Below are 26,711 nucleotides of genomic sequence, written 5' to 3'. Positions count from 1 at the left end.
CCGACGCGTTCGCGACACCTGACGGACGGGAGGCCCGTGGCGACACCGCCACGGGCCTCCCGTCCGTCGGTACCCACCCTGTCAGCGCGCGCTTGTAGGATCGACGGGTGGCAGTGAAGCAGGTGGACCCCATCGACGTCGTCCTGGTCGGGGGAGGGATCATGAGCGCCACGCTCGGCGCGATCATCCACCGACTCGAGCCCACGTGGAAGATCCGCGTGTACGAGCGCCTCGGTTCCGTCGCGCAGGAGTCCTCGAACCCGTGGAACAACGCCGGTACCGGTCACTCCGCGCTGTGTGAGCTGAACTACACGCCGGAGATGCCCGACGGACACGTCGACATCGCCAAGGCCGTCACCGTGAACGAGCAGTTCCAGGTCTCGCGGCAGTTCTGGGCACACCTGGTGGAGACGGGCGCGCTGCCGCAACCGTCGAACTTCATCAACCCGACGCCGCACATCTCGTTCGTCTGGGGAGCGGACAACGTCGAGTACATGCGCAAGCGGTACGAGGCGCTGCAGGGTCACCCGCTCTTCGCCGGCATCGAGTACTCCGACGACCCGGTGCAGATCCGGAAGTGGGCGCCGGCGCTCATCCCCGGCCGCAAGAAGGACCAGCCGATCGCGGCGACGTACTCGGCCGCCGGGTCGGACGTCGACTTCGGGTCGCTGACGCGACAGCTCTTCGACGAGCTCGAGATCGAGGGCGTGGAGTTCGAGCCGTCCCACCAGGTGAAGAAGATCACCCGCTCGAAGATCTCCGAGGGGTGGGTGCTCGACGTCCGCAACGAGATCGGACGATCGACCCAGCGCATCGCCGCGAAGTTCGTCTTCGTCGGTGCCGGCGGCGGCGCCCTGCACCTGCTGCAGAAGTCCGGCATCCCGGAGATCCGCGGGTACGGCGGGTTCCCGGTGTCGGGCGAGTTCCTCCGGACCGACGAGCCCGAGGTCGTGCAGAAGCACTCCGCAAAGGTGTACGGCAAGGCGAGCGTCGGCGCTCCGCCGATGTCCGTCCCACACTTGGACACCCGCATCGTCGACGGCAAGGCGTCGCTCATGTTCGGTCCCTACGCGGGCTTCAGCCCCAAGTTCCTCAAGCAGGGCTCGCTGTTCGACCTGTTCCGTTCGATCCGGCCGCACAACCTCCGGCCGATGCTCAGTGTCGCGTTCTCGAACTTCGACCTCGTCCGCTACCTGGTCGGGCAGCTCCTGGCGTCGAAGCAGACGAAGTTCGACGCACTGCGCGACTTCATGCCGACGGCCGAGCCCGACAACTGGCACCGCATCACCGCGGGGCAGCGCGTGCAGGTCATCAAGCCGGACCGTGAGAAGGGCGGCGTGCTGCAGTTCGGCACCGAGGTCATCACGTCGGCGGACGGCTCGATCGCGGGCCTGCTCGGGGCGAGCCCGGGCGCGTCGACGGCGGTGCCGATCATGCTGTCGATGTTGCAGCGGTGCTTCCCGGACCGCTGGGACGCCTGGGCCCCGATGGTCCGGACGATGGTCCCGACGTACGGCAAGGACCTCGGCGCGGACCCGCAGCTCGCCGACGAGACGCTCGAGCACACCGCGAAGGTCCTCGGCCTGCACCACTGAGGTCGCGCACGACCGAGCTGCACGGTCGCGGCCGGCTTGCGACCTGTTCGAACGTGTGTTCGAATGGGGGCATGCGGTGGAGCGGGCAGGCGATCGGAGCGGAGTGCGACGACGCGCTGCCCGGGCTCGAGTCGAACAGCGGGCTGGTCCGGAGCGTCACGACGCCGGAGTTCGCGGGTGTGACCTTCCACGAGGTCCTGGCGAAGAGCGCCCTGAACCGCGTGCCGGCGGCCGACGGCAGCGGAACGTACGGGTGGACGATCAACCCCTACCGCGGGTGCAGTCACGCGTGCGTGTACTGCTTCGCCCGGCCGACCCACACCTACCTCGAGTTCGACGGGGGCGCCGACTTCGACCAGCAGATCGTCGTCAAGACCAACGTGGCCGACGTCCTGCGCCGTGAGCTCCGGAAGCCGACGTGGGACCGGCACCCCGTGGCACTCGGCACGAACACCGACCCGTACCAGCGGGCCGAGGGACGGTACCGGCTGATGCCCGGCGTCATCCGTGCGCTCGCCGAGTCGGGCACACCGTTCAGCATCCTGACGAAGGGCACGCTGCTGCGGCGGGACCTGCCGCTGTTGGTGGAGGCTGCGCGGAGCGTGCCGGTCGACCTGGCGATGTCCATCGCCGTGTACGACGACGAGCTGCAGCAGCAGGTCGAACCGGGGACCCCGACGACCGCCGCCCGGCTGGCGACCGTCCGGGCGGTCCGCGATGCCGGGCTCGAGTGCTCGGTGTTCCTCATGCCGGTGCTCCCGTTCATCACGGACACCCGGGCGCACCTCGACGAGGCGATCGGCCGCGCCGCGTCGGCCGGTGCATCGAGCGTCATGTACTCCGCGCTGCACCTGCGGCCGGGAGTCAAGCCGTGGTGGCAGGCGTGGCTGCAGCGCACGCGCCCGGACCTCGTCGCCCGGTACCGCTCGATGTACCTCGACAACACCTACGCGCCCGCCGACTACCGGCGCTGGCTCGCGGACCGGGTGCGCCCGATCCTCGCGGCCCACGGTCTCGGGCTCGGCCGGGTCGACCCCACGACCGGGTCGATGGGCTTCAGCGACCGCCAGGGGCACCTCGTGCCCGGTCGCGCGGCAGCTGCGGGCATCACCAACGGGTACCGCGTCCCGGTGTCCCTCGACGAGCAGTCCCGCCCGACGTCGTCGCCGCTCAAGCGCGCTGACCCTGGCTTCGACCGTCGTGACGCCGCGGTGGCAGCGGTGCTCAGCGGGACCGGGCCGACCCTGTTCTGAGGAGCGTCCACCTTCCGCGTTCGGGGGACACCCTGTGTCGGTGATCGGCGGTAGCATCGAGCGGGTCGCCGGATCGTGCTCGTTTCGGGGTACACGGCCGGCCTCGACCGGCCGCGTGACACGGCGACCGGACGATTCTCGGAAGGACCCTCGACCCGTGCTCGGCATCCCCACGCACCTCGCTCCGCGAGTGAACGCGTGGTCGACCGTGCGTGCGTTCCACGCGGCAGCGATCGGCTCCGTCGTCGCAGCTGGCGTCACGCTGCTGCTCTACCGTCTTGCCGTGCCCGACGTGCGGGTCGCCGGGGCCGTGCTCGCACTCCTGCCGATGCTGGCGATGATCGGCGTGCACGTGCAGTTCGGCACCTGGCGCTCCGCCGTGGCGTTCCTGCTCACCGGCGGTGTGTGCACGTGGTGGTTCACGACGATCGTGCAGCGCGAGGTCCCCGCGGGGTGGGTGACGAGCTACCTGCTGTCCCTGGTGGTGATCCCGCTCGTGCTCGTCGGCGGCGCCGGCGCGGTTGCGAGCCGTGTCGTCGTCTGGTCGATCGGCGGGTTCCTGGTCGGCAGGCTGGCGACGGGGATCGCCGTGCTGCAGGGGGGCGGCCCGCCCCGACCGCTCGTGCTCGCGTGGGTCACCCTGGCGTTCGTCGTCGCCCTCGTGCTCTTCACCAGCAGGAACACCGCCCGGTCCGAGCGGGTGCAGCCCGAGCTGCTGCGCTCCGCCCGCGAGGAGCACGTGTCCGCCTACCGCGCGGGGGTCGAGGCCGAGGCCGCGGCGATCCTGCACGACACCGTCCTGAACCACCTCGGCGCCATCGCCCTGGCACCCGACGGGCCGATGGACCCGCAGCTCGCGCGGACGGTCGAGGCCGACGTCGCGATGCTCACCGGCAAGCAGTGGCTCGCTCCGACCGAGCGGTCCGTCGAGCCGGACCCGGCGGCCGCCGGGGCCGAGTTCACCGCGATGGTGGACGAACACCGATCCGAGGGGCTCGCGGTCGCGGTCACCGGGGACTCCGCTGCCCTGGCGCGGCTCGACCCGTCCGCGGCGACCGCCCTGCTCCGCGCCGTCGGACAGTGCCTGGCGAACGTCCGGAAGCACGCGGGCACCGACGCCGCCGAGGTCAGCGTCTTCGACGACGGCGCGTCCTGCACCGTCATGGTGGTCGACGACGGCCGCGGGTTCGACGAACAGGAGACCGGGAGCGACCGGATGGGCCTGCGCGGCTCGGTCCGTGAGCGCATCGGACGGGTCGGCGGCGACGTCCAGGTGTGGTCGTCGCCGGGGTCGGGTACCAGCGTCATGATGTCCGTGCCGTACACGCCACGGGACACCGTGCCCGGCACCGACGGAGCCCGCACCGGCGGCGCACGGTCCGGCGGGGTGCGCACCAGCGGTGCCGCCTCGTTCGCCGTGACGGGGGAGTCCGACCGGGGGAGCACCCGGTGAGCCGCGTCGACGCGGTGCGCGCCGCCGTCCGGAGTAGCCGAACGGCGCAGCAGTGGGACCCCCTCGGCGCGATGGGCTCCCGTCCGCTCGCGGTCCTGCTCGGCGCAGCAGGGGTCCTCTGGGCCCTCCTCGCGTCGGTGTTCGATCGCGACGTGGTGGGGAGCCCGACGCTCAGCGCGCTCGCCGTGCTGCTGCTGGCGGCGTCCGCCGCGGTCGTCGTCACGGCGTCGTCGCCCTTCCGCGCGCCGTTCCCGCGGTGGGCGTACGTGCTGCACGTCGTGCTGCTCGGCGCGGCGACGATCGCCAGCGTCGCCGCGCAGTGGGGGCCGGACCGCAACGCACTCAACGACTTCATGTCCCTGCTGACCGCCACCGGCATCGTCATGGTCGCGCCGTACCGGCCGTGGCGCGACCTGGCGGTCGGCGGCGTCGTCCTCGCGGCGGTCGACGCCACGGCCTGGGGGATCGCCGCAGCCGAGTTCCCCCACCAGGTGCCCACGTCCGTCGCGGCGTTCCTCGCAGCGGCGCCGACCCTGGTCCTCACCGGCGCGTCGGTCGTCTTCGCGTGGACCTTCGGCGGGCTGGCGAGCCGCGTGCAGATCCGTGCGGGCTCGTACTCGGTGGAGCGTGCCGAGCGGGACGGCATCGCGGCGAGCGTGCAGCAGGACCGCTCGGTCATCCTCGGCCGCGACGTCGCCCCGTTCCTCACCGAGCTCCGGACGCGCGAGGAGATCACCGACGCCGACCGCGCACGCGCCCGTGCGATCGCCGACGGCATCCGTCGGGCCATGGTCGCCGACGCCGACCGGACGTGGTTCGAGTACGCGGTGACCGTCGACGGTGGCTCGGCGGAGTCCGTCGACGACCCGGACGGCCTCATCGCGACGCTCGACACCGACCAGCGCACGGTGGTCCGCACGTTCCTCCGCGCCGCGCTGGGAGCCGCCACGGTCGACCCGGCACGCTTCCACGCCGTCGTCCGCCGAGCCGTCGACGTCGGTCGAGCCGCCGCCGTCGATCGCGCCGCCGACGTCGGTCGAGCCCCCGCCGTCGCTCGCGCCGCCGCCGTCGAACGGGCCGAGGAGTCCGGCGTCCCTCCCGACCGGGTCGAGGTCCGCCTGGAGCTCGCGGTCGACGACTCCGACGTCGGCATCCACCGCACCTTCGACCCGTACTTCGCGGTCCTCCGCGTGACCTTCCCCGACCTCGACGTCGCCGTCCGCCCATCGTCCCTCGCACTAAGGTTCTCCTATGACCAGCACTGACCCGAACCGGACCACGGAGGGCGTGCCCCCGCTCCCGCAGCCCGGAACCCGACGCGTGCGGCTGGCGATCCTCGACGACCACGAGGTGCTGCTCGACAGCCTGTCGAGCTGGATCGCCGTGAACGCCTTCGACTTCGACCTCGCCCTGACCGCGCACACGTGGCTCGAGATGGTGCACAGCGAGAACTTCCCGACGGACCTCGTGTTCCTCGACTTCCAGCTCAAGGAGCCGGTGTCGATCGAGGCGCGGGTCCGTACCTGCCGGGCCGCCGGGGCGAAGGTCATCGTGCTGTCGAGCGTCGACAGCCGCGAGTCGCGGGACCGTGCGCTCGCCGCCGGCGCCGCGGCCTTCCTGTCGAAGTCGCTGCCGATGCGCGAGGTCATGGACGTCGCGCGCGAGGTCATGGGGGTCTCGCGGGAGACCCCGCCGCAGCGCGACTGGCGGCCGCTGCCGACCGGCGCGAACGCCCACCAGCGACCGAAGCTCAGTGCGGGCGAGGAAGAGGCGCTCCGCCTGTACGTGTCGGGCTACTCGACGAACGAGGTCGCCGCGCAGATGAACGTGCAGTACGAGACCGCCAAGACCTACCTGCGTCGCGTGCGTGAGAAGTACAGCAAGGTCGGGCGTCCCGCGTCGAAGAAGTCGGACCTCATCCGCCGTGCCGCCGAGGACGGGTTCCTCGCGTAGTGGCGAAGCTCTACTTCCGGTACGGCGCGATGAACAGCGGCAAGAGCACCGGGCTCCTGCAGGCGGCGTACAACTACGAGGAGCGCGGGCAGCGCGTCCTGCTGGCGAAGCCGTCGGTGGACACCAAGGGTGACCGCGAGATCGTCTCCCGGCTCGGCGTCACCCGCGCCGTGGACGTCGTCTTCGCCCCGCACGACGACGTCCGGGCGGCGGTCGCGGAGGCCGGCGCGAGCGACCCGGAGTCGGACCGGCTCGACGGCATGGTGCGTCCGGTGAGCTGCGTGCTCGTCGACGAGGCGCAGTTCCTCACCCCGCGGCAGGTCGACGACCTGCTCCGGATCGCCGTGCTCGACGAGGTCCCCGTGCTCGCCTACGGCATCCGCACGGACTTCCGCACCGAGGCGTTCCCCGGCAGTGCACGGCTCCTCGAGGTCGCGCACTCGCTCGAGGAGCTCAAGACCATCTGCCGCTGCGGTCGCAAGGCGGTGTTCAACGCCCGGAAGGTCGACGGCCGCTTCGTCTTCGACGGATCGCAGGTCGCGATCGACGGCGTCGACGTCACGTACGAGTCGCTGTGCGCGAACTGCTACCTCAGCGAATCCGGCGGACGGCTCGACGGCGAGCTCGCGCACTGACCCGGCCCACGTCGGTCGGGTGATCCGTTGACGGACAGGAGGCCCGTGGCGGCGCCGCCACGAGCCTCCCGTCCGTCCCGTGGTACGGAATGCGCGCGGGGCGGCGACGGTTGTCGTCCGCATGAGCGACGCCACCGTGCACCTGTCCGTCCTCGACCTGGCCACCCGCGAGTACGGCCAGTCGAACACCGAGGCCCTGCAGGGCTCGATCGACATGGCCGTGCACGCCGAGCAGCTCGGGTACGAGCGCGTCTGGGTTGCGGAGCACCACGGCATGCCGGGCATCACGTCGTCCGCGCCGGCGGTCCTGCTGAGCGCGGTCGGTGCCGCGACGTCGCGCATCCGGATCGGCTCCGGGGGCGTGATGCTGCCGAACCACGCGCCGCTCGTCATCGCCGAGCAGTTCGGCACCCTGCGCGCGCTGTACGGCGACCGCGTCGACCTCGGCATCGGCCGGGCTCCCGGGACCGACGGTGCGACCGCGATGGCGCTGCGCCGGACCGACCGACTCGACGTCGACGACTTCCCGCAGCAGCTCGCCGACCTCATCGGGTTCTTCACCGGGATGGACGCGTCGAACCCGTTGTCGCGCATCCGCGCGGTGCCGGGCTACGGCGACGTGCCGGAGTTCTGGCTCCTCGGTTCCTCGGGCTACAGTGCGCAGGTCGCGGGTGCGCTCGGGGTGTCGTTCGCCTTCGCGCACCACTTCGCGCCGGACAACACCGAGGCGGCGCTCGCGCTCTACCGGGACTCGTTCCGGCCGTCGAGGTTCCGGCAGACGCCGAACGCGCTGATCGGCGTTCAGGTCGTCACCGACGAGGACCCGGCGGTCGTCGAGGAGCAGAGCGCGCCGGGGATGATCTCGTTCATCCGGATGCGGCAGGGGGCGAAGCCCGAGCCGGTGTCGATGGACGAGGCCCGCGCGTACGAGTTCTCGGACCTCGAGCGTCGGTTCATCGCCGCGCGGACCGAGCGGCAGGCGTACGGGTCGCGGGACCAGGTCGCGGCGAAGCTCAACGAGCTGGTCGCGTCGACCGGGGCCGACGGCGTCATCGTCGCTCCGGGCGCTGCGCAGGCCCGCTACCGGCACCAGGCGCTCGACGTGGTGGCGTCGCTGCAGGCCGAGGGGCGGTTGGTGCCGGCGGGCGCGACGGTCTAGCGGTCGCGGACTCGGTCAGGCCAACAGGCCGAGGCGCGTCGCCGCGGTGATCGCCGCGATCCGCGTCCCGACGTCGAGCTTCCGGTACACGTTGTAGACGTGCCGCTTCACCGTCCCGACGGCGAGCCCGAGGTCGGCGGCGATCTCGGCGTTCGACCGTGCGGCGGCGACGAGCCGGAGCACCTCGAGCTCGCGGTCGCTCAGCGGCGAGCCGGCACGCGCGTCGGTGACGAGGTCGACGGGGAAGGTCACCGGTGCCGCTCCCGCGCGGGACGCGCGGACGATCCGACCGACGAGTTCGCGGCTCGGGACGTCCTTCGTCACGAAGTCCACCGCGCCGGCGTCGAGCAGGGCACGGCGGAGGACCGCGTCGCGGTGCATCGTCAGCACGACGACGCTGATGTGCGGGTGGGTGCGACGCACGGTGGCGATGGTGGTCCGTGCCGGGGGCCCGTCGAGCTCGACGTCGAGCAGGAGCACGTCGATCGCAGCGGCCTCGGGGGAGTCGAGCACGTCGGACGGTCGTTCCCCGTGCGCGACCACGCGGATCGTCGGCACGGCGGACAGGATCGTCGCGAGTCCCTCGCGGAAGAGTCGGTGGTCGTCGACCAGCGCGACGTGGGTGACGGCGGTCACAGGGCCCCCCTCGGGACGGTCAGCCGGACGGTGGTGCCCGCGCCGGGCGCACTCTCGACGTCGAGTCGGGCGCCGAGCACACCCGCACGCTCCCGCATGGTCCGCTGACCGAGCCGGCCCTCCGGGACGGCGCCCGGCGTGAAGCCGGGTCCGTCGTCCCGCACCGTCACGACGACCGTCGCCGGCGACCAGGCGAACTCCACCGTCGCCGCGGACCCGGGTGCGTGCTTCCGTCGGTTGGTGAGCGCTTCGAGCAGGATCGTCAACGCCTCCTCGGCCTTCCAGTTCGGCAGCGTGCCAGCGACCCCCGTCGTCGTGATCACGAGTCGGTCGTCCCCGGGGAACAGGTCGTCGACGTGGCGGCGGAGGGCGTCGTCGAGGCGGTCGTCACCGACCCGAGCGTGCAGGGACAGGGCGAGGTCCTGCACGTCGGTCAGCGCTCCGCGCAGCAGCCGCGCGGCGGCCTCGAGCTGCGCGGTCCGCTCGCTGTCGTCGGGGTCGGTCAGCAGGACCAGGTCGAGCCGCTGCAGACCGGCGAGGACCCCGTGCGCGACGCGGTCGTGCAGGTCCCGGGCGATCTGCTCGCGCGAGTCGAGGTTGGTCGTGGTCACGCGCTGCCGCAGCGCTTCGGTGTACGCGATCGCGCCGGCGGGGAACCGGCTCCAGACGCCCGCGTGCAGCGCTCGGGTGGCGCGGAGCACCTCGTCGGTGGTGTGCGCGTCGACCTCGTCCACGAAGACCGGCAGGTAGGCGTCGAACAGCATCTCGGCCGCGAGCATGGCGCCGGCCGGGTGCTGGGCGTGCTCGGCGTGCAGCGCGCCGGTCGCGAGGTGCGCCGGGTCCAGGTAGCGGTCGCTCACGACGCTCGCCGTGCCGCCGCCGGCCGCGTAGCGCTCGTGGGCGTCGCTGATCATGGACGTCACGTTCTCGAGCAGGCTCTGTGCGAGGACCGGGTCGTCGGCGAGTTCCGGGAAGCGGGCGCCGATCTCCGCGAGGACGGCGGCGAGCGGTGCGGGGATCGACATGACGGTTGCGAGCGTAGCGGGATCGTGCCCGTCGGCTCGCCCCACCGGCTGCGGGTGTGTCCACAGGCACAGGCACGGATTGCGGGCGCACGAAGCAGCAGGGCCCCGATCTGACTGGATCAGGGCCCTGCTGTTCTACTGTCTCAACACAGTGTCGGGGTGACAGGATTTGAACCTGCGACCTCCTCGTCCCGAACGAGGCGCGCTACCAAGCTGCGCCACACCCCGCGGTGTGGTTGCTCCGAACCGGAGCGACCAGGAAAGTCTACCGGACGTTCGAGGGTGCTCACGACCATCCGTGGAACGCCCGGGCGCGTCGCGGCGCTGGTCCGCTCAGCAGGTCTTCGCGGTGAGGGTCACGACGACGGCCTCGGGACGGCAGGAGAACCGCACCGGAGCGTAGATCGACGTGCCGATGCCTGCCGAGACCTCGAGCCACGACCAGTGCCCGCGGTGCTGCCACCGGTGCAGGCCGCTGACGTACTGCCGGGGGAGGTCCGAGTTGGTCACGAGTGCGCCGACCCCGGGCACCTGCACCTGGCCGCCGTGGGTGTGCCCGGCGAACACGACGTCGGCGCCCTGGTCGACGAAGGCGTCGAGCACGCGGCGGTACGGCGCGTGCGTGATGCCGAGGGCGACGGCGGAGGGGCCGTCCTCGTCCTCGGTCCACGGCACGGCGCTGCGCATCTCGTCGACGTTCGTGGGGAGCAGGTCGAGGCGGTCCCAGTCGCGGTGCGCGTCCGAGGTGCCGAAGAGTTCGAACCGCGACCCACGGAGTTCGATCGCGTGCGCCCGGTCGTTGACGTCGAGCCAGCCGAGCGACTCGAAGAACGCGGTCTGTCGATCGATGTCGAGCTCGACCTGTCGGTTCCCGGTGTGGTGCGCGCTCGGGCCCGTGAAGTACTTGAACGGATTGCGCGGCGTGGGGCCGTAGAAGTCGTTCGAGCCGTGCGCGAAGGCCCCGGGGATGCCCCGGAACGGCTCCAGCGCGTACTCGACCGCAGCGTTCGCCGTGGGGTGTCCGAGGTTGTCGCCCGTGTTCACGACGAAGTCCGGCTCGACCAGGCTGAGGTCGCGCAGCCACTGCTGCTTGTCGGCCTGCCACGGGGCCATGTGGATGTCGGAGAGGTGCAGGACCGTCACGTCCCGCGAGCCCGCCGGCAGCACCGGGATCGTCTCCCAGCGGATGCCGAAGCGACGACGCTCGACGAGGGAACCCCACGCTGCCGTCGCCGCCCCGACGGCCGCGCCCGCTGCGATCACTCCCAGCGCGGCGCGACCGCGGCTCACTTGCAGTCCTTCGGCGCCTTGCCGTCCTTGTCGCCGAACAGCTGCACCGTGACGGTCGTGTCCTTGCCGACCGCGGTGCCCTCGCCCGGGTCGACCGCGGCGACCGTGCACTGGTTGCCGCCGTCGCCCTTGGCGAAGTCACCGGCCAGGGCGACGTTCGTGATGCCCGCCCCCTGCAGGGCGCTGCGCGCGTCGCTGACGTTCTTGCCGGTGATCTGCGGGACCGTCGTCTGGCTGCCGTCGGTCGTGAACACCGTCACGCTCGACCCGGTCGACAGGAGCGAACCCGCCGCCGGGGAGGTCGACGAGACCGTCCCGGGGGTGCCGCCGCCGGGCTGCGTGCCGCCGTCGACGTATGTGAAGCCAGCCCCGGCGAGGGTGGCGCGGGCTTCGTCCGCGGTCTTGCCGGAGACGTCGGGCACGGCCACGCTGTTCCCGCGCAGGGCGGTCTGCGACGGCGTCGGGAACGGGTCGGCCGGGTGCAGCTGGTTGATCGGGATCATCGCCTGCTGCCACACGTGTGCGCGCTGCGTCGCGTAGGTGCCGTAGCCCGCTCCGCTGCTGTACTTCCGCAGGCTGGTCTTCGCGCCGTCGGTGTTGCCCTGCCAGTAGGCGGTGGCGACCTTCGAGCTCGCGCCCACGAGCCAGATCTGCTCTGCGTTGTCCGTCGTGCCGGTCTTCGCGAACAGCTGGGTGCCGTCCGGGGTCTGCGCGCCGACGGCGGTACCGGACTGGATCGTGCCGCGCATGGCGAAGGCCGCGGTCGCGGCGACGCTCGGGTCGAGCACCTGCTTGCACTGCTGGGGCTGGCCGCCGAGCTGCTTGCCGGTCGCGTCGGTGACCTGGTCGATCGCGATCGGGGCGCAGTAGGTCCCGTTGTTCGCGATGGTCGCGTACGCCGACGCCATGGTGAGGGGCGCGATGTTGTTCGTGCCGAGGATCGACGACGGGTAGGCGTTCAGCTCGGTCTTCTCGTCCGCGGAGTGCACGCCGAGGTCCATGGCGGTCTGGCGGATGTCGCAGAGGTCGAGCTTCGCGGCCATCGAGGCGAACGCGGCGTTCACCGACAGGGCCGTCGCGCGGGCCACCGTGAACTGACCACGCTCACCGGCGGAGTCGTTCTTCGGCGCCCACGGGGAGGTGATCGTCGAACCGCACTGGGTCCACCGCGACGTGTTGTGCGGCGTCCCGTTGACGGTCTCGTTCAGCCCGTGACCGGCCTTCAGCCAGTCGAGCAGGGTGAACACCTTGTAGGTCGACCCGACCTGGAAGCCGATGGAACCGCCGTACTCCTTGTCCACGCTGTAGTTGATCGACGTCGCGGTCGGCGGGGACTGCAGGGACTGGTCGTAGTCCTTGTTCTGCGCCATCGTCAGGATGCGGCCGGTCGTCGCCTCGACCGAGTTGAGCGCACTGCCGAGCTGCAGCCGCGACTCGGTGTTCGGGTCGTACTTGTTCAGCAGGTCCTTCTGCTGGCCGTTCAGGTTGATGTCGAGCGTCGTCTGGATCGTGTACCCGCCGTTGCGCCACGCCTGGTCGCGCTCCTTCTGGGTGCCGCCGAGCTGCGACATCTGCTTGACGACCTTCACCGCGTAGTCGCAGAAGAACTGCGCGCCGTTGCCGGCCGCGGACTGGCAGCCCTGGCTCGGCTCGGTCAGGTGCACGTAGTCCTTGGGGTCCGACGCGATCGCCTGGTCGAACTCCTCCTTCGACAGGTGCTTCTGCGCGTACATCGACTTGAGGATCACGTCACGGCGGGCCTTGTTGGCCGCGTAGTTCTCCTCCTTCGCCAGGTTGCGCGTGTTCGGCGACTGCACGATCGCCAGGATCGAGGCTGCCTCGGCCGGGGTGAGGTCGGTGGCCGACTTGTTGAAGTAGTGCTGCGCGGCGGCCTGCACGCCGTACGTCTGGTCGCCGAAGTAGGCGATGTTGAGGTACCCGGTGAGGATCTCCTTGTGCGAGTACTTCTTCGCCAGGCCGATGGCGAGCTTCATCTCCTCGAGCTTGCGGGGGATGGTCTGCTCGACGGCGTCGTTGTACGCCTTCTGACGCGCTTCCTCGGTCGGCTGCTCGAGGGCCTGCTGCATCTTGATGTTGCGCACGAGCTGCATCGTCAGGGTCGATCCACCGCCGGACTCACCGAGCCCGCCGGCGATGCTGCCGACGCCCGCGCGGACGAGCGAGGTCATGTCGACGCCACCGTGGTCCCAGAACCGCTTGTCCTCGCCGTCGATCGCGGCGTTCTTCAGCTGGTCGCTGATCTGGTCGTACTGGAGTTCCTCGCGGTTCTGGTCGTAGACCGTCGCGAGCTTGACCGGCTGCCCGTTGCTGTACGCGTAGATCTCGTTGCGCTGCGGGAGGTCACCGATCTCGATGTACTCCGGCAGGGACTCGAACACGCCGATCGTCGAGGTCGTGGTGACGCCGGCGACGGCGATCGCCGGGGTGACCCCGATCGTCACCAGCAGACCGGCGAGCGCGCTGAAGCCGACGAAACCGACGAAGGCGCCGATCGCGGAGACGGGCTTGGTCCGCGAGGCAGACTTCTGGGCAGACATAGGATGCAGCCTAAACGACGCCCACGACTGAAAGGCTGGCAAGGAACCGCATGACTCGCTGGGAGTACTTCACCACGCCGCTGATGATCCACAACACCGCCGCCATCCTCAACGCGCACGGCGACGAGGGGTGGGAGCTGGTCCAGGTCGTCACCGGTCCCGAGGGCGGGCTCGTCGCCTACCTGAAGCGCCCGAAGGCCGACGCGTGACCGTCGCGGACCGGCTCGCCGAGCTCGGGCTGACCGTCCCCGCGGTCGCCGCGCCGGTCGCCGCCTACGTGCCCGCGGTCGTCACCGGGCAGTACGTGTACACGGCCGGGCAGCTGCCCTTCGTCGACGGCGCGCTGCCGGTCACGGGCAAGGTCGGGGCCGGGGTCGACGCCGAGACCGCCACCGCCCAGGCGCGCGTCGCCGCGCTGAACGCCCTCGCGGCCGTGCAGTCCGCGGCCGGCTCTCTGGACCGCGTCACCCGGGTCGTCAAGGTGACGGTGTTCGTCGCGTCGGACCCGTCCTTCACCGGGCAGCCGGCCGTCGCCAACGGCGCGTCGACCCTCGTGGGCGACGTCTTCGGGGACGCCGGCGTCCACGCGCGCAGCGCGGTGGGCGTGGCCGTGCTCCCGCTGGACGCGCCGGTCGAGGTCGAGCTGGTGGTGGAGCTGAGCGACTGACGGACCGTCAGCGACGCACGTGACGCGAGCCGCGCCTCCCGACCGGACTGGAGGCGCGGCCCGCGTCGTTCCTGCTACATGAGGTCCGCGATGGTCGCCATGATCGTCGGGTCGGCCAGCGTCGTCGTGTCACCGATGCGGCGGCCCTCGGCCGCGTCGCGCAGCAGACGGCGCATGATCTTGCCGGAGCGCGTCTTCGGTAGCTCCGGCACCACGACGACCTGCCGGGGCTTCGCGATCGCGCCGATGCGCGTGCCGACCCAGTCGCGGAGCTCCTTCGCGACCGCGTCGCGGTCGACGCCCTCGGCCGCCTCGGCGGTCAGGATCACGAACGCGACGACGGCCTGGCCGGTCGTCTCGTCGGCGGCGCCGACGACCGCGGCCTCGGCGACGCCCTCGTGCGCGACCAGCGCGGACTCGATCTCCGCGGTGGAGAGCCGGTGGCCGGAGACGTTCATGACGTCGTCGACACGGCCCTGCACCCAGATGTCGCCCTGCCCGTCGAGCCGTGCGCCGTCGCCGGCGAAGTAGCGGCCGGGGAAGCGGCTCCAGTACGTCTCGACGAACCGGTCGGGGTCGTTCCAGATGCCGCGGGCCATCGACGGCCACGGTTCCGTGATCGTCAGGTAGCCGCTCTCACCCGGGTCGGCGCGGTGGCCCTCCTCGTCGACGATCTCGGCGACGATGCCCGGCAGCGGGGTCTGCGCGGCGCCGGGCTTCAGCTTCGTGACCCCGGGCAGTGCCGAGATCATGATCGCGCCGGTCTCGGTCTGCCACCAGGTGTCGACGATCGGCGTCCGGTCGTGCCCGATGACCTGTCGGTACCACTGCCACGCCTCGGGGTTGATCGGCTCGCCGACGCTGCCGAGCAGTCGGAGGCTCTCGAGGCTCCGCGCCTCGGGGATCTGCCGACCGGCCTTCATCGCGGCCCGGACGGCGGTCGGCGCGGTGTAGAGCACGGTGACGCCGTAGCTGTCGACGATGTCCCACCAGCGGCCGGGCTTCGGTTCGTCGGGCGTCCCCTCGTAGAGGACCTGCGTGACGCCGTTCGCGAGCGGGCCGTAGACGACGTACGAGTGCCCGGTGATCCAGCCGATGTCCGCGGTGCACCAGTAGACGTCCTTCTCCGGGTGCATGTCGAAGACGTTCCGGTGCGTGTAGGCCGCCTGGGTCAGGTAGCCGCCGGACGTGTGCACGATGCCCTTCGGCTTCCCGGTCGTGCCCGAGGTGTACAGGATGAACAGGGGCGTCTCGGCGGGGAACGCCTGCGCCTCGTGCTCGGGGGCGGCCTTCGCCAGTTCGTCGTGCCACCACAGGTCGCGGTCGTTCCAGGCGATGTCGTTGCCACCGCGCTTGACGACGAGCACGTGCTCGACGGTGTCCGTGCCCTCGCCGGTCAGGGCCTCGTCGACCGCGGGCTTGAGCGGCGAGACCGCACCGCGTCGCCAGCCGCCGTCGGCGGTCACGACGAGCTTCGCGCCGGCGTCCTCGATGCGGGCGCGGAGGCTCTCGGCGCTGAAGCCGCCGAAGACGACCGAGTGCACAGCGCCGATCCGGGCGACGGCGAGCATCGTGACGACGGCCTCGGGGACGAGGGGCATGTAGACGACGACGCGGTCGCCCTGCCCCACCCCGAGGTCGGTGAGCATGTTCGCGGCACGCTGCACCTCGGTGGTGAGCTCCGCGTACGTGATCCGGCGGGTGTCACCCGGTGCGCCCTCGAAGTGGATCGCGACCCGGTCGCCGTTGCCCGCACGGACGTGCCGGTCGAGGCAGTTCTCGGCGACGTTGAGCTCGCCGTCGTCGAACCACTTCGCGAACGGCGCACCGGACCAGTCGAGCGTCCTGGTGAAGGGCGTGCGCCAGTCGAGCAGCGACCGGGCCTGGTCCGCCCAGAACGCCTCGCGGTCGGCGGTGGCGGCCTCGTGCAGGTCCTCGTGCGCGACGGCGTCCGCGACGAAGTCCGCCGGGGGAGCGAACGTCGGGCCGTCCTCGTGGCGTTCGTCGGCCTGTGTCGGTGTGGACATCGGTGTCCTCTCGCATCGTTGCGGCTGGGGTGCAGTCGGAGACTACCCCCGGAGTGGAGCGGACCGGAGTGGTGCTGTCGGGCCTCGCCGCAGTTTCCGGCCAGGGGTTGCCGAGCAGGGGTCGTCATGGGGTACAGTGGTTCCTGCCGGACTCGTTTCCGGTGGCACCGGGCCGGATTCCCCCCAATCCACCGATGTCAAGGCGGCACCAGTTCCCCCCAACAGGTGCCGCCTCTTCTTTTTGTCCGACGCCTGTCGTGCAGCGCCGTCGCAGCCGAGGCGTCGATCCGCATCCTGGTGCCGAAGAGTGGACAGAGCTGTCCATGCCCCCGTTGCAAGCCCGTGCCGGGCAGCACCCGCCCAGTGAGCACGGTCGTGCTCGATCGTCCGCACCGTCCCCGCTGCTCCGCCGAGGCCGTGACCGGAGACCGAACGGGGTACGGCTTTGCGTTACGGGGTACAACACAGCGCGTCCGCGGGTTGGCGAGGACCGTGTCCACAGGGCATACCGATCCCTGCGCCGCGCGCCGTCGTCGGACCTAGCGTCGACGCATGCACCGCCACCGCGCCGACACCACCAGGGACGACCACGACGCCGCTGGGACGGTGGGCTCGGGTGGGGACGTCGGGTCGCCGTTCCTGCCCGGAGCCGAGCGCGCCCGGCGGCGCAGGACGTTCGACCCGGTGGTGTTCGAGGAACTCGCGGCGCTCGTGTCCGACGCCGGCACGACCGACGTGCTCGTCGTCGGCGGTCAGGGCACCTGGGTCGACCGTGGCCGTGGTCTCGAGCGCGCGCGGCCGGAACTCCCGGAGCGGCGCGCCCGGGCACTCGCCGCCGAGCTCGTCGCGCTCGGCGGGCGGCACGTGGACGAGACGACGCCGTGCGCGGACGTGCGGCTCGGCGACGGGTTGCGTGTGCACGTCGTCCTCGCGCCCGTGTCCGTCGGCGGCACCGCGCTGTCCGTCCGGCTGCCACGACCGGAACGACCGACGCTCGCCGGGCTCGAACGACTCGGTACGTTCCGGTCGGTGCGACGGGGCGTGCTCGAGGACGCGGTCGCCCGACGTCGCAACGTGCTCGTGACGGGAGCGACCGGCAGCGGGAAGACGACCGTGCTCGCGGCGATGCTCGGAGCGGTGCCACACGACGAGCGGATCGTCACGGTCGAGGACACAGCGGAGCTCCGGATCGAGCACCCGCACGTCGTCGGGCTCGAGGCGCGACAGGCCTCAGCCGAGGGGACCGGAGCGATCGGACTCGACCGTCTCGTGCGCGAGGCCCTGCGGATGCGACCGGACCGCCTCGTGGTGGGGGAGTGTCGCGGGGCCGAGGTCCGCGAGCTCCTCGGAGCACTGAACACCGGACACGACGGCGGGGCCGGCACGCTGCACGCCAACGGGCTGGCCGACGTCGGTGCCCGGCTCGAGGCACTCGGCGCGCTGGCCGGGCTCGGTCCGCAGGCGCTCGCCAGACAGGTCGTCAGCGCCGTCGACCTCGTCGTCCACCTCGAACGGCGGTCGTCGTGGCGCGGGGTCGCCGCGGTCGGGACCTGCGTGCTCGGACGTGACGAGCGGCTCGAGGTCCGTCCCATCGACACCGGGGGCGCGTGAGTCGTCTGCGCCGGGTGCCGACGGGGCGGACCGCACCGGACGCGGCCGGAGCAGCCCGGGTCCTCGACCGCGTGGCGGTGCTCGTCGCCGCTGGGGTGGCGCCACCGCGGGCCTGGGCACTGGTGGGCGGCGTGCCCCGGGTCGACGATCCTGCCTGGCAGGACGTCCTCGTGGTCCTGCGCGTGGCGGAACGGACGGGTGCCCCCGCTGCCGGTGCCCTCCGAGCGCTCGCCGCGGCCATGCGGCGGAGCGCAGCAGCCGACCGCGCGGTCCGGGTCGCCCTCGCCGGGCCGCGCACGAGCGCGCGGGTCGTCCTGGCGCTGCCCCTCCTCGGGCTCGGGCTGGGATCGATCTGGGGAGCCGGTGCGCTCGGGGTGCTCCTCGCCCGGCCGATCGGGTGGGCGTGCTGCGCGACGGCGACCATGCTGGTGCTCGTCGGACAGCGCTGGAGCCGTCGGATGATCGACGCCGCGACACCCGACGGGCACGTCCCGGGGATCCTGCTCGACGCCTGGGCGGTCGCACTGGGCGGCGGCGGGCCGTGGCGGTCGGCGGAGCAGGCCGTGCACGAGACCCTCCGGGAACTCGACCACGGGGCGACCGCGGACGAATCTGCCCGGCTGCGGCTGGACGAGGTCCTCGCGCTGAGCCGTCGTGCAGGCGTGCCTGCCGCGGGGTTGCTGCGCGCCGCCGCCGAGGACCTCCGGGACGACGCGGCGGCGGCCGGGCTCGCGGCGGCGGAACGCCTGGCGGTCCGGCTCGTGCTGCCGCTGGGCGTGTGCGTCCTGCCGGCGTTCGTCCTGGTCGGGGTCGTGCCGGTCGTGGTCGGGGTCCTCTCCTCCACCGTCGGCGGTCTCCGCTGAACCGTCCACAATCCGTCCGCTCGGGCGCCGCTGGGCGCCCCCGGTGCCCGACGGTGGATGCACCACAGAGGAAGGGGAACCCATGACCGACACGACACCTCGGGACGCCCGGGCCAGCGAGCACCGACTCGGTGCGGACCAGCTCGGCGCGGACCAGCTGGGTGCGGACCAGCCCGGTGCGCACCGACCGCGCGCACGACGTCTGCTCGACCGGTTCGGGGACGACCGCGGTTCGGCGACCGCCGAGTACGCCGTCGTCATCCTGGCCGCGGTCGCCTTCGCCGGCGTGCTCGTCGCGGTCATGCGATCGGGAGAGGTCCAGCAGATCCTGACCGACCTCGTCCGCGGGGCGCTGGTCCCGTGACCGCGCTGCGAGCGCCCGTCGACGACCGCGGCAGCGTGACCGTCGAGTTCGCCGTCGCACTCCCGCTCGTCGCCCTCGTCCTGGTGTCCCTGGTCGCAGGGGTGGTGCTGGCCGACCGCGTCGGACGGCTCCAGGCGGTCGCCGGTGCGGCGGCGCGAGCCCTCGGACGTGGTGACGACCCGGCCGCGGACGCAGCGCTCGCCGCCGCGGCCGGTGCGACCTCGCGCGTGCGGCACGCGGACGGCCTGGTGTGCGTGGACGTGCAGGGGGCCTCGGCCGGGCCGTTCTCGGTCCTGCCGCTGCACGCGACCGGCTGCGCGGCCGACGGGGGCCGCTGATGCGGTCGGACCGTACCTCCGGCGGCGGCCTACCGGGTGGGCGGACCGGGGAACGGCCTCGGACGGACCGGGGTTCCGCGACCGTCGCGCTGGTCGCCGTGCTGGCGCTGACCCTGCTCGTCGGGACCGCGGCGCTCGCCGGGGCCCGGTCGCGGGTGCTGCTCGAACGCACGCGCGCCGCCGCCGATGCCGCTGCCCTCGCCGCCGCGGCCGCGCTCGTGCACCGCGTCCCCGGTGTGCCCTGCGCCGTCGCCGCACGCGTCGCCACGGCGAACGGGGTCGCCCTGGACGCCTGCGCCACGGCTGCCGCCACCGCCCGGGTCCGGACGGTGGCGGGCACCGGGGGGTTCGCCGTGCACGCCGTCGCCGTCGCGGGTCCCGCGCGCTGCCTGCCCGAACAGTGTGTGTATGGTGTGCACGTCGGCCCCCGGTCACCGTTGTCCCGGTCGACCCGGACACCGTTGCGGTCCTGGGCCGGCGCGCACCATCGATCAAGGAGTCACGTGCCAGGCACGAAGAAGCTCGTGATCGTCGAGAGCCCCGCGAAGGCGAAGACGATCGCGCAATACCTCGGCGACGGATACGAGGTCCAGGCGTCAGTCGGACACATCCGCGACCTCGTCGAGCCCAAGAACCTGCCGGCGGAGCTCAAGAAGGGCTCGCTCGGGAAGTTCTCGGTCGACGTCGACAACGGCTTCGAGCCCTACTACGTCGTCTCCGACGCGAAGAAGAAGACCGTGACCGAGCTCAAGCGCGCCTTGAAGGACGCCGACGAGCTCTACCTCGCGACTGATGAGGACCGCGAGGGTGAGGCCATCGCGTGGCACCTGCTACAGGTCCTCAAGCCGAAGGTGCCGGTCAAGCGCATGGTGTTCCACGAGATCACGAAGGAGGCCATCCAGCGCGCGCAGGAGGCCACCCGTGAGCTCGACACCGCCCTGGTCGACGCACAGGAGACCCGCCGCATCCTCGACCGTCTGTACGGGTACGAGGTCTCCCCGGTGCTCTGGCGCAAGGTCGGGCCCGGGCTGTCCGCCGGTCGCGTGCAGTCGGCCGCGACGCGACTCGTCGTCGATCGAGAGCGCGAGCGCCTGGCGTTCGTGTCCGCCAACTACTGGGACCTGGCGGCCCGCTTCGAGAAGGTCGGCGACACCGCGTTCACGGCTCGCCTGGCCCGTCTGCAGGGGACCCGGGTCGCCTCGGGCCGCGACTTCGACGACCGTGGTGCGCTGAAGGGCGAGGCCGTCCGCCTCGACGAGGCCTCGGCGGCCGCGCTCACCACCGTGCTCGAGGGCGCCGGCGACGCGGTCGTCCGCAGCGTCGAGTCGAAGCCGTACACGCGTCGGCCGGCCGCGCCGTTCACGACGTCGACGCTGCAGCAGGAGGCCGCGCGCAAGCTCCGGTTCTCCGCCCGGCAGACCATGAGCGTCGCGCAGGGGCTGTACGAGAACGGCCACATCACGTACATGCGTACGGACTCCTCGTCGCTGTCGCAGCAGGCGGTCACCGCCGCGCGCAAGCAGGCGGCCGCGCTGTACGGACCGGAGACGATCCCCGACAAGCCCCGCAGCTACGCGGGCAAGAGCAAGAACGCCCAGGAAGCGCACGAGGCCATCCGCCCCGCCGGTGACACGTTCCGGACCCCTTCCGAGATGGACGGCGTGCTCCGCGGCAACGACTGGAAGCTCTACGACCTCATCTGGAAGCGCACGGTCGCGTCGCAGATGGCCGACGCCAAGGGATCGACCGCCTCGGTCGTCCTCGGTGTCACTTCGAGTGACAGCGTCGCCGGCGTCGCCTCGACCGCGAACGGCACGGACGCCGAGTTCACCGCGTCCGGCACCGTCATCACCTTCCGTGGGTTCCTCAACGCCTACGAGGAAGGCCGTGACGAGGAACGTCACGGCGGCGAGAACGGCGACGCGAAGCTCCCGCAGATGACCGAGGGCGACCACCTCGGCGTCAGCGAGGTCGAGGCCAAGGGGCACGACACCTCGGCTCCGCCGCGCTACACCGAGGCGAGCCTGGTGAAGACGCTCGAGGAACTCGGCATCGGTCGTCCGTCGACCTACGCCGCGATCATCTCGACGATCATGGACCGCGGCTACGTCACGCAGCGCGGGAGTGCCCTCGTCCCGAACTGGATCGCGTTCAGCGTGGTCCGGCTCCTCGAGGACCACTTCGGCGACCTGGTGCAGTACGACTTCACCGCCGGCATGGAAGAGGACCTCGACCGCATCGCCAGCGGTGACGCCGACCGCATCGACTGGCTCAAGGGCTTCTACTTCGGTGGCGGTGACCACCGCGGGCTCCGCACCGTCATCGACAACCTCGGTGAGATCGACGCGCGCGACATCAACTCGGTCGAGCTCGCACCGGGCCTGACCCTCCGCATCGGCCGCTACGGTCCCTACATCGAGGTGCCGAGCGACGACCCGGAGAAGCCGCGCCGGGTGAACGTGCCCGAGGACCTGGCACCCGACGAGCTGACCGCCGAGAAGGCGCGCGAGCTCGTCGAGGCCCCGGTCGTCGGCGACCGTGTCGTCGGCGTCAACCCCGAGACGGGGAAGGAGGTGCTGGCGAAGGACGGTCGGTTCGGCCCGTACGTCACCGAGCGCACCCCCGAGCCGGAGCCCACCGTCGACCCGTCCACAGGCGAGGTCACGGAGTCGGCCGCCGCCGGAGCGGACGCGTCCTCCGCCCCGACCGCAGCAGCGGCCGCGGCAGCGGAAGCGGGGACCACCACCGCGAAGGGCGCGAGAACCCCGGCGAAGAAGACGACGAAGAAGGCCGCGGCGCCGAAGGAGCGCACCGCGTCGCTGTTCAAGTCGATGGACCCGCAGACAGTGGACCTCGAGACCGCGCTCAAGCTCCTCGACCTGCCCCGCGTCGTCGGGAAGGACCCGGAGTCCGGCGACGACATCACGGCGCAGAACGGGCGCTACGGCCCGTACATCAAGAAGGGGACGGACACCCGGACCCTGCCGAGCGAGGACGCGATCTTCGAGATCGACCTGCCCGGCGCGCTGGAGCTGTTCGCACAGCCGAAGTACGGCGGCCGGCGTGCGGCCACCGCTGCGCTCAAGGAGTTCGAGGCGGACCCCGTGTCCGGCAAGCCGATCAAGGTGAAGGACGGGCGCTTCGGCCCCTACGTCACGGACGGCGAGACGAACGCGACCATCCCGCGCGGCGAGGACGTCGAGGCCGTCGACCACGCCCGTGCCGTGCAGCTGCTCGCGGACAAGCGTGCCAAGGGGCCGGTGAAGAAGAAGGCACCGGCGCGGAAGACCGCCGCCAAGAAGAAGTGACCGGGCGGTTCATCACCCTCGAGGGTGGCGACGGCGCGGGCAAGACCACCCAGGCCGAGCTCCTCACCGCCTGGCTCGAGGAGCACGGTCGCACGGTGGTGCGCACGCGGGAGCCGGGTGGCACGGAGCTCGGGCAGCGCATCCGCGAGATGGTGCTGCACGAGCGGGGCCACATCGCGCCGCGCGCCGAGGCCCTGCTCTACGCGGCCGACCGTGCGCACCACGTCGAGACGGTCGTCCGACCCGCGCTCGCCCGCGGTGCCGTCGTCCTGCAGGACCGCTACATCGACTCGTCGGTGGCGTACCAGGGAGCCGCACGGGGGCTCGGCGCCGACCGCATCCGCTCCGTCTCGGACTGGGCCGCCGACGGACTCGTGCCGGACCTGACGGTGCTGCTCGACCTCGACGTGACGGTCGGGCGGAGTCGCGTCGCAGCCGCACGGGGCGACGTCTTCGACCGCCTCGAGTCCGAGGCGTCGACGTTCCACGAGACGGTCCGACGCGCGTTCCTCGACGCCGCCGCCGCCGAACCGGAGCGCTTCCTCGTCGTGGACGCCGAGCAGCCGGCAGCGGCCGTGCAGCGTGCTGTCCGCTCGGCGGTCGGCGCCCTCGTCGGGATCGTGGACGAGGGCGGTCCCGCGTGACGGTGGGTGCTGACAGGATGACCCCGTGAGCGTGTGGGACGGCCTGACCGGACAGGACGACGCGGTCGCCGCCCTGCGCAGTGCGGCCGAGGCGCCCAACGGTACGGGCGGGATGACGCACTCGTGGCTCATCACCGGACCGCCCGGGTCCGGTCGGTCGAACGTCGCCGCCGCCTTCGCCGCTGCCCTGGTCGGTGCCGGAGCGGACGACGACCACGCCCTGCAGCAGATCACCGCTCGCACCCACCCCGACGTGTCGGTGCTCACGACCCAACGTGTCATCATCACGATCGACGAGATCCGCCAGCTGGTGACGTCGTCGTACTACGCACCGTCGGTCGGGCGCTACCGCATCGTGATCATCGAGGACGCCGACCGGATGACGGAGCGCACCTCGAACCTGCTGCTCAAGGCGCTCGAGGAGCCGCCGGAGCGGACAGTGTGGATCCTCTGCGCTCCGAGCGAGGCGGACCTGCTGCCGACGATCCGGTCGCGCGTTCGTTCGGTCCGGCTGCGGGTGCCCGACGTCGCTTCCGTCGCCGAGCTCATCGTCGCCCGTACCGGGGTCGACAGGGACCTCGCCACCGATGCTGCGCGGCAGGCGCAGAGCCACATCGGCATGGCACAGCGGCTGGCGACGAGTGAGGACGCCCGTGCTCGTCGACGCCGGACCCTCGAGACCGTGCTCGGCGTGCGCTCCGTCGGTGACGCCGTCCTGGCCGCAGCCGACCTGCTGTCGGTCGCGGACGAGGACGCCAAGGCGATCACCGAGCAGCGCGACGGCGAGGAACGGGACGCCGCGCTGCGGTCGCTCGGGGTGGAACCGGGTGGGACGGTCCCGCCGGCGCTGCGGTCGCAGCTGCGTGCCCTCGAGGAGGACCAGAAGCGCCGGGCGACCCGGAGCCTCCGCGACGGCCTCGACCGGATCCTCGTCGACGTCTCGTCGCTGTACCGTGACCTCCTGCTGCTCGGCCTCGGCGCTCCCGCCGAGCCGGTGAACCTGGCGATGCGCGACCAGCTGGACCGCGCGCTCGAGGTCGTGCCGCCGGCGTCGGCGCTCGAGGTCCTCGACGCGATCGCCCTGGCACGCGAGCGGATCGCGGCGAACGTCGCGGCGCTGCTCGCGCTCGAGGCACTGCTCGTGACGATCGCCCGCGCGACCCGCTAGCCAGAGCCGGAGCCCGAGCCGGAGCCCGAGCCGGAGCCCGAGCCGGCGGGGCGGACGTGCTCCGCGCCTCCAGGCCGGGTCAGCGACCGTCCACCGGACCCTGCGCAAGCCCGCAGCCGGACGCCCTGGTCGTCGTGAGAAGATCGCGACATGCCCGAAGCAGCACCCGGTCTGCGTGAGCGCAAGCGTCGCGCCACCCGACTCGCGATCCAGCAGGCCGCCCTGCGGATCGCACTCGACTCCGGCTGGTCGGCCGTCACGGTCGACGAGGTCGCCCGCCGCGCCGACGTGTCCCCGCGCACGTTCTTCAACTACTTCCCGAGCAAGGAGCAGGCGCTCCTCGGCGACGACCCGACGCTGCCGAGCGGGCGGGCGCTCGACACCTTCCGTGCCGGTGGGCCGAGCGGCGAGCTGCTCGCCGACCTCGGCACCCTCCTCGTGCACACGACGAGCGAGCTGGTCGAGGAACGCGGACTGCTCGCGGAGCGGCAGCAGGTGCTCCGCGCCGCGCCCGAGCTGTTCACGCGGCGGATGGCGTCGATGAAGGAGTTCCAGGCCGAGATCGAGGAGGCCGTGACGGTCCGGCTCACGACCACCGAGCCGGACCTCGCGGCGGACCCGGACGCGCTGCGGCGGCAGGCCCGACTCGCCTCGGTGGTGGCACTCGCTGCGCTCCGACACGCCTGGTGGGAGTGGTCCGACAGTGCCTCCGAGACGGAGCTCTCTGAGGAGCTGCAGCGGTCGTTCGACGAGCTCGGCGCGCTCGTTTCGCGTTCGCTCGTCTGAACCTGTATAGTCATTGCTCGTGCCGCTCCGGGAACGGAGCGTCCGCCGCCTTAGCTCAGTCGGCAGAGCGATTCACTCGTAATGAATAGGTCGTCGGTTCGATTCCGACAGGCGGCTCGACACCGGAACCCCCGGTCGGACAATGTCCGACCGGGGGTTCCGTCGTTCCGGACCGCTCCGTCACGAGTGTGGTCCGCAGGCGGACGGGGCGCACGGCGGCGCGCTGGTGGACAGGGCGTACGGCAGCGCACTGGTAGACAGGGCGCATGACGGTTCGCTGGGGAGTCATCGGTACGGGCGGCATCGCCCACTCGTTCGTGGCGGACTGCACCGCCGCCGGCATCGACTTCGTCGCGGTCGGTAGTCGCTCGCGCGAGTCCGCCGAGGCCTTCGCCACCGAGCACGGCATCGCCCGCGCGCACGGCTCCTACGCGGAACTCGTCGCTGATCCCGACGTCGACGCGGTGTACGTCGCGACGCCGCACTCCCGGCACGCGGAGGACGCGCTGCTCGCGATCGCCGCTGGCAAGCACGTCCTGGTCGAGAAGGCCTTCACGATCACCGCCGCCGAGGCCCGCCGCGTGGTCGACGCCGCACGACGCGCCGACGTGGCGGTGTCCGAGGCGATGTGGACCCGATTCCTGCCGCAGATGCGGATGGTCCGCGAACTCGTCGCCGAGGGGCGCATCGGCCGCCCCCGACTCGTCGAGGCCACCCACCACCAGGCCCTGCCGACCGACCCGCACCACCGGCTGAACGATCCGGCGCTCGGCGGCGGCGCGATCCTCGACCTCGGCGTCTACCCGATCTCGTTCGCCGTGGACGTGCTCGGCGTCCCGACCGCGGTCACGGCAGCGGGGACGCTGAGCGACCAGGGCGTCGACACGCAGATGGGTGTGGTGCTCACGCACGACGGCGGCGCGCAGTCGATGCTCCACTTCGGCCTCGACCTGCGGAGCCCGAACACGGCGTCGATCATCGGCGAGGACGGTCGCGTCGACCTCGACGACACCTGGTACACGCCGACGACCTGGCGGCTCCGCGACCGCGACGGCACGGTGGTCGAGGAGTACGACTCGCGCGAGGAACTCACCGGGTACGCGCACGAGGCCCGTGCCTTCGAGGCGATGGTCACCTCCGGCACCCACGAGGGCGGGGTGATGGACCCCGAGGAGACGGTCGCGGTCATGGCGGTGATGGACGAGGCCCGTCGCCAGGTCGGCGTCCGCTACGCGGCCGACACGGCGGAGACGGACAGCCCGGCGGCAGACTGACCCCGGCGGCAGACCGACACACGCCAACGGACCGACACAGCCGAACGGACCGACACCGTCGGGCGGCCACACCGATCATGGATCCGGCCTGGAGGCTCCTCCCG

The 26,711-nt window shown here is 72.0% G+C and carries 23 protein-coding genes and 2 tRNA genes; 19 read left to right on the top strand and 6 right to left on the bottom strand.

What is annotated here, in order from left to right; genetic code table 11:
* Positions 1–107 precede the first annotated feature (107 nt).
* The 7 genes from C1N91_RS10975 to C1N91_RS10945 all read left to right on the top strand — a co-directional run bounded on the left by C1N91_RS10975 (position 108) and on the right by C1N91_RS10945 (position 8,048).
* On the top strand, positions 108–1,595 hold the full coding sequence (locus tag C1N91_RS10975) for a malate:quinone oxidoreductase (protein ID WP_137767743.1): 1,488 nt from the start codon (positions 108–110) through the stop codon (positions 1,593–1,595).
* 71 nt (positions 1,596–1,666) lie between these two features.
* The gene (locus C1N91_RS10970; protein ID WP_137767742.1) at positions 1,667–2,848 is read left to right on the top strand and encodes an Rv2578c family radical SAM protein; all 1,182 of its coding nucleotides are present in this window, start codon (positions 1,667–1,669) and stop codon (positions 2,846–2,848) included.
* Between the two features lie 157 nt (positions 2,849–3,005).
* Complete coding sequence (locus C1N91_RS10965; RefSeq protein ID WP_137767741.1) at positions 3,006–4,301, top strand: sensor histidine kinase; 1,296 nt, start codon at positions 3,006–3,008, stop codon at positions 4,299–4,301.
* Complete coding sequence (locus tag C1N91_RS10960; protein WP_137767740.1) at positions 4,298–5,566, top strand: hypothetical protein; 1,269 nt, start codon at positions 4,298–4,300, stop codon at positions 5,564–5,566. The genes C1N91_RS10965 and C1N91_RS10960 overlap by 4 nt, the downstream gene beginning before the upstream one ends.
* The gene (locus C1N91_RS10955; protein WP_224441368.1) at positions 5,553–6,254 is read left to right on the top strand and encodes a response regulator transcription factor; all 702 of its coding nucleotides are present in this window, start codon (positions 5,553–5,555) and stop codon (positions 6,252–6,254) included. The genes C1N91_RS10960 and C1N91_RS10955 overlap by 14 nt, the downstream gene beginning before the upstream one ends.
* Positions 6,254–6,889 (top strand): thymidine kinase, encoded by a 636-nt coding sequence (locus C1N91_RS10950; RefSeq protein ID WP_137767739.1) that lies wholly within the window; start codon positions 6,254–6,256, stop codon positions 6,887–6,889. The genes C1N91_RS10955 and C1N91_RS10950 overlap by 1 nt, the downstream gene beginning before the upstream one ends.
* A gap of 121 nt (positions 6,890–7,010) precedes the next feature.
* Complete coding sequence (locus C1N91_RS10945; protein ID WP_137767738.1) at positions 7,011–8,048, top strand: LLM class flavin-dependent oxidoreductase; 1,038 nt, start codon at positions 7,011–7,013, stop codon at positions 8,046–8,048.
* Between the two features lie 15 nt (positions 8,049–8,063).
* Here the strand turns inward: C1N91_RS10945 and C1N91_RS10940 are convergent, their stop codons facing one another.
* The 5 genes from C1N91_RS10940 to C1N91_RS10920 all read right to left on the bottom strand — a co-directional run bounded on the left by C1N91_RS10940 (position 8,064) and on the right by C1N91_RS10920 (position 13,557).
* Positions 8,064–8,684, bottom strand: coding sequence for a response regulator transcription factor (locus C1N91_RS10940; RefSeq protein ID WP_137767737.1), 621 nt, complete (start codon positions 8,682–8,684; stop codon positions 8,064–8,066).
* Entirely contained in the window at positions 8,681–9,709 is a 1,029-nt protein-coding gene (locus C1N91_RS10935) for a sensor histidine kinase (protein WP_137767736.1), read from the bottom strand. The genes C1N91_RS10940 and C1N91_RS10935 overlap by 4 nt, the downstream gene beginning before the upstream one ends.
* Positions 9,710–9,863: 154 nt before the next feature.
* A tRNA-Pro gene (locus tag C1N91_RS10930) sits at positions 9,864–9,937 on the bottom strand.
* A gap of 105 nt (positions 9,938–10,042) precedes the next feature.
* Positions 10,043–10,999 carry a metallophosphoesterase gene (locus C1N91_RS10925; RefSeq protein WP_137767735.1) on the bottom strand — a complete coding sequence of 319 codons (957 nt, stop codon included), beginning with the start codon at positions 10,997–10,999 and terminating at the stop codon, positions 10,043–10,045.
* Complete coding sequence (locus C1N91_RS10920) at positions 10,996–13,557, bottom strand: transglycosylase domain-containing protein (protein WP_137767734.1); 2,562 nt, start codon at positions 13,555–13,557, stop codon at positions 10,996–10,998. Before C1N91_RS10920 ends, C1N91_RS10925 begins: the two co-directional genes overlap by 4 nt.
* Positions 13,558–13,607: 50 nt before the next feature.
* Between C1N91_RS10920 and C1N91_RS10915 the strand changes: the two genes are divergently transcribed.
* Together C1N91_RS10915 and C1N91_RS10910 are read left to right on the top strand one after the other, a co-directional pair.
* Positions 13,608–13,766, top strand: a complete 159-nt coding sequence (locus C1N91_RS10915) for a DUF4177 domain-containing protein (protein WP_111227112.1) — start codon at positions 13,608–13,610, stop codon at positions 13,764–13,766.
* A complete protein-coding gene (locus C1N91_RS10910) occupies positions 13,763–14,224 on the top strand; it encodes a RidA family protein (RefSeq protein ID WP_137767733.1) in 462 nt (153 codons plus the stop codon). The genes C1N91_RS10915 and C1N91_RS10910 overlap by 4 nt, the downstream gene beginning before the upstream one ends.
* A 74-nt stretch (positions 14,225–14,298) precedes the next feature.
* Here the strand turns inward: C1N91_RS10910 and acs are convergent, their stop codons facing one another.
* Positions 14,299–16,251: an acetate--CoA ligase gene (gene acs, locus C1N91_RS10905; protein ID WP_137767732.1), complete on the bottom strand. Its 1,953-nt coding sequence runs from the start codon at positions 16,249–16,251 to the stop codon at positions 14,299–14,301.
* Positions 16,252–16,803: 552 nt separating this feature from the next.
* On the opposite strand from acs, the gene C1N91_RS10900 reads away from it, so the two are divergent.
* The 10 genes from C1N91_RS10900 (at position 16,804) to C1N91_RS10855 (ending at position 26,607) form a co-directional block, all read left to right on the top strand.
* Positions 16,804–17,862 (top strand): CpaF family protein, encoded by a 1,059-nt coding sequence (locus tag C1N91_RS10900; RefSeq protein ID WP_137767731.1) that lies wholly within the window; start codon positions 16,804–16,806, stop codon positions 17,860–17,862.
* Positions 17,859–18,725 (top strand): type II secretion system F family protein, encoded by an 867-nt coding sequence (locus tag C1N91_RS10895; RefSeq protein WP_137767730.1) that lies wholly within the window; start codon positions 17,859–17,861, stop codon positions 18,723–18,725. The genes C1N91_RS10900 and C1N91_RS10895 overlap by 4 nt, the downstream gene beginning before the upstream one ends.
* Positions 18,726–18,927: 202 nt before the next feature.
* On the top strand, positions 18,928–19,089 hold the full coding sequence (locus tag C1N91_RS17285; protein WP_254678416.1) for a DUF4244 domain-containing protein: 162 nt from the start codon (positions 18,928–18,930) through the stop codon (positions 19,087–19,089).
* The gene (locus C1N91_RS10885; RefSeq protein WP_137767729.1) at positions 19,086–19,427 is read left to right on the top strand and encodes a hypothetical protein; all 342 of its coding nucleotides are present in this window, start codon (positions 19,086–19,088) and stop codon (positions 19,425–19,427) included. The genes C1N91_RS17285 and C1N91_RS10885 overlap by 4 nt, the downstream gene beginning before the upstream one ends.
* A gap of 503 nt (positions 19,428–19,930) precedes the next feature.
* Positions 19,931–22,735 carry a type I DNA topoisomerase gene (topA, locus tag C1N91_RS10880; RefSeq protein ID WP_137768793.1) on the top strand — a complete coding sequence of 935 codons (2,805 nt, stop codon included), beginning with the start codon at positions 19,931–19,933 and terminating at the stop codon, positions 22,733–22,735.
* Positions 22,732–23,379 carry a dTMP kinase gene (gene tmk / locus C1N91_RS10875; RefSeq protein ID WP_137767728.1) on the top strand — a complete coding sequence of 216 codons (648 nt, stop codon included), beginning with the start codon at positions 22,732–22,734 and terminating at the stop codon, positions 23,377–23,379. Before topA ends, tmk begins: the two co-directional genes overlap by 4 nt.
* A gap of 25 nt (positions 23,380–23,404) precedes the next feature.
* Positions 23,405–24,547 carry a DNA polymerase III subunit delta' gene (locus tag C1N91_RS10870; RefSeq protein ID WP_137767727.1) on the top strand — a complete coding sequence of 381 codons (1,143 nt, stop codon included), beginning with the start codon at positions 23,405–23,407 and terminating at the stop codon, positions 24,545–24,547.
* Between the two features lie 150 nt (positions 24,548–24,697).
* Entirely contained in the window at positions 24,698–25,333 is a 636-nt protein-coding gene (locus C1N91_RS10865) for a TetR/AcrR family transcriptional regulator (RefSeq protein ID WP_137767726.1), read from the top strand.
* A gap of 44 nt (positions 25,334–25,377) precedes the next feature.
* A tRNA-Thr gene (locus C1N91_RS10860) sits at positions 25,378–25,450 on the top strand.
* A gap of 149 nt (positions 25,451–25,599) precedes the next feature.
* The gene (locus tag C1N91_RS10855; RefSeq protein WP_137767725.1) at positions 25,600–26,607 is read left to right on the top strand and encodes a Gfo/Idh/MocA family protein; all 1,008 of its coding nucleotides are present in this window, start codon (positions 25,600–25,602) and stop codon (positions 26,605–26,607) included.
* Positions 26,608–26,711: the final 104 nt, after the last annotated feature.

Origin of the sequence: Curtobacterium sp. SGAir0471 (assembly GCF_005490985.1) — a bacterium.
Taxonomy (GTDB): Bacteria; Actinomycetota; Actinomycetes; order Actinomycetales; family Microbacteriaceae; genus Curtobacterium.
This window is presented reverse-complemented; position numbering and strand designations above follow the sequence as displayed.